Here is a 2,924-nt window from a genome sequence, read left to right on the forward strand (position 1 = left end):
AATAGGCTGAGTTATTAGCATCTTGTGGCAGCATATCAATTAATAGCTCGCCTAAGCACAGGAGTTTAGTCATTTGGAATATCCTAAAAAGCCTAGCAAGGCTAGGCTAAAAAACGTGAAGGGTGTTATTTATTCATACTTTAAAAGGCGCTACAGTGACTACTCACCGCAGCGCAATACACACATTTAGTTAAAAGCGTATTTTAAAGTTACCGACGTTGTGCGGCCGTTAATAGTACGGGCACGAATAATGTTATTTTCAGGTACTGAACCTTCTTCTGCTTCTGTAATACCTACTGTATCGAAGAGGTTATTCACATTAAGCGCAATATTAAGGTTTTCAGATAAGTCATAGCTTACAAAGCCATTTACCTGTGTGTAGCCGTCAAATTGTAGATCGTTATTATCTTGAGCGTATGCATCGGTAGTACCAATGAAACTTACCCCTGCAGCGCCTTTTTCATAGTTGTAACGTGCCATTAATGAGTAAATTAAATCGGCTTGACGACGTGGTGTATTACCTACAACATCTGGGTTAAGCGCATCTTTTGCTATTTCTGCATCGGTCCAAGTTAAATTACCGCGAAAATCCCATGCATCAATAAAGTAAGTAGATTCTATTTCAATCCCTTTTGCTTCGTATTCACGGTCAAAAAACGTTTGTGATGTTGCTTCAAAATTTTGCTCTTCAGTTTCGGCAAAAAACGCAGTAGCAAACACTGATAATGAATCAAAGCGCTTTTTAACACCAAACTCAAACTGGTTTACTTCATCAACAGCGTCTTCCTTTGCAACAGAGCCGTCGGCGCGTACTTTACCAAATAAAAGACGGTCAGCATTTGCACGCCCACCTTTACTAATACGTGCAAACGTAGCAAGGCTTGGGTCAATTTGATAATTAGCACCAATTGAATAAGAAGAATAGTTCCAGTCATAGTTTACTGGACTTGCGTTTGCTGTATCAATACCTGCAACGTTTTGCTCAGGGATTGATATTTCACCGTCGCGGTTCATATCTACAGTTGATGTTACGGCACCTGCATAGTTACCGCGAGCTTCGCCACTGTCGTAACGGGCACTTGCATCAATGCTTACGTCGCCTAATTTAGTAGAGAATGCAACGTATGGTGCACGGGTGTCGTACTCTGTGTCGTAATCACGTTGGCAACAGTTTCCCCAGTAAGGTGTGCCATATGCATATAAACCATTTTCTGAAAATTCAGTACCGTCAGCTGCAGTAACATTTAATAATGCAGCATTGTCGCCTTTAAGCTCCATAAGGTATGAATTCCATAACCACGACATAGCAATGTTTTGTGTTGACGCGTAATAACCAAAGGTAATGCTGGTGTCATCATCAAACGATTTAGTTAGTTTAAAGTCGTTAACTAATGAATCGAAGTCGTTCATTGTTACGTCAAACGTATGAATTCGCATAGCAAGGTCGTCGTTAAATGCAGCGCCCGTGTTTGCGTTACTGAGTGTTGCGCCTACACCACCAATGCTCTGTGCAATAGATGATGCGCTGCCAACCTCTGCAGGAATAAGCGAGTTAAAGTTGCCGCTTATTGATGATTTACGAAAACGGTTTTCGATACGCCAATCGTTATCTAAATCAAATACAGCTTCAAAACCAACAGAGTCAACCTTTGGATTCATACCATCGCGAATATCGCCGCTACTGATTTGGTTTTCACCATTTAAACGTACTGTTTTAGTAAATAACGCTGAGTGAGGTGTGTCTGATTGCGCATCAAAGCCAGCAATAGAGTCACCATTTGAGTACATTGGCATAGGAAGGTAGCCAACACTCTTATCGTCTAAGTGTTTGTAATAAAGGCGAACGTAACCGTTGTCGAAATCTTTAGTAAGATTAGCTTTTATTTGGCCACCTTTATTAGACGTGTAACCTGTTTCGCGCGGGCCTTCGCCTTGTCGAACAAAACCACCAACATGAAAACGCACGCTATCGGTTAAGTAAGTGCCGTATTCAAAGTCTGTACGAACGCTGTCGTAATCTAAGCCAAGTGTTGTAGATACACTGCCAGATTCGTTTTCGCCATTTTTAGAGATAAAGTTAATAATGCCACCAGGTGCATTACTTGCGGCAGTAGATGCTGAGCCACCACGAATCGATTCGATAGTTTGCACAGTGTTATCTAATCGCATAAAAATATCTGAATTACCAAAAGCGATATCACCGTATTGCAGTACAGGTAAACCATCTTCTTGTAATTGTAAAAATTTTGCACCGCCTGAAGCAACTGGCAGGCCACGAACAGCAATATTTGCATTACCTTCGCCACCTGTCGATTCTGCACGGATACCAGGAATGATTCTAAAAGCCTCGGCTGTTGAGCGAGGAGTAGACACCTGAACTTGTTCAAGTGATACGCTACTAACTGAAACGCTTGAAGCCATGATTGTTGTTCGACGTGGTACGCCGGTTACAACAATTGTTTCAAGACCTTTGTTTTGTGATGCTTCAGGTGTTGCTTGGTCTGTTTCTTGTGCGTTAACGCCTTGACTTACGGCAAGTGCTAAAGCGCTGATTAAATATAAAGGTGTATTGTGTGTTGTCATGTGAACGCCTCGTTGTGTTGAACCCAGTAGGATTTGTTATTTTCACTTAATCGATTAAGTAAAAATAACAAATATTTTACAATAAGCAAATTATTTTGTGTTTAATTTGCTCTTTTATTATTCATATGTTGATTTTAAAAGTATTTTTTATTGTATTGAGATACAAATTTATTAAGCTGTTGGGTTATTTTCTTGTAAAGCACTCATTGATGGGTCGCGTAAATAATTGAACAACATAGCTACAAATAAAATCACGGCAAACCCTGTTGCTAAGTAAAAGCCATAGCGCACATGGCCAAAGTAATCGCTGATCATACCCATAAATAAAGGAGCTAAAGCAG

1 protein-coding gene and 1 pseudogene (1 of these 2 running past the window's edge) are annotated in these 2,924 nt (G+C 40.4%); both read right to left on the reverse strand.

Annotated elements, in window-relative coordinates:
* Nucleotides 1-186: 186 nt before the first annotated feature.
* On the reverse strand, nucleotides 187-2,583 hold the full coding sequence (locus L652_RS0116080; protein ID WP_024596984.1) for a TonB-dependent receptor: 2,397 nt from the start codon (nucleotides 2,581-2,583) through the stop codon (nucleotides 187-189).
* A gap of 171 nt (nucleotides 2,584-2,754) precedes the next feature.
* Nucleotides 2,755-2,924: pseudogene (locus L652_RS01000000123980) on the reverse strand (MFS transporter) (it continues 1,046 nt past the right edge of the window).

Origin of the sequence: Pseudoalteromonas sp. TB25 (assembly GCF_000497995.1) — a bacterium.
Classification (GTDB): Bacteria; Pseudomonadota; Gammaproteobacteria; order Enterobacterales; family Alteromonadaceae; genus Pseudoalteromonas; species Pseudoalteromonas distincta.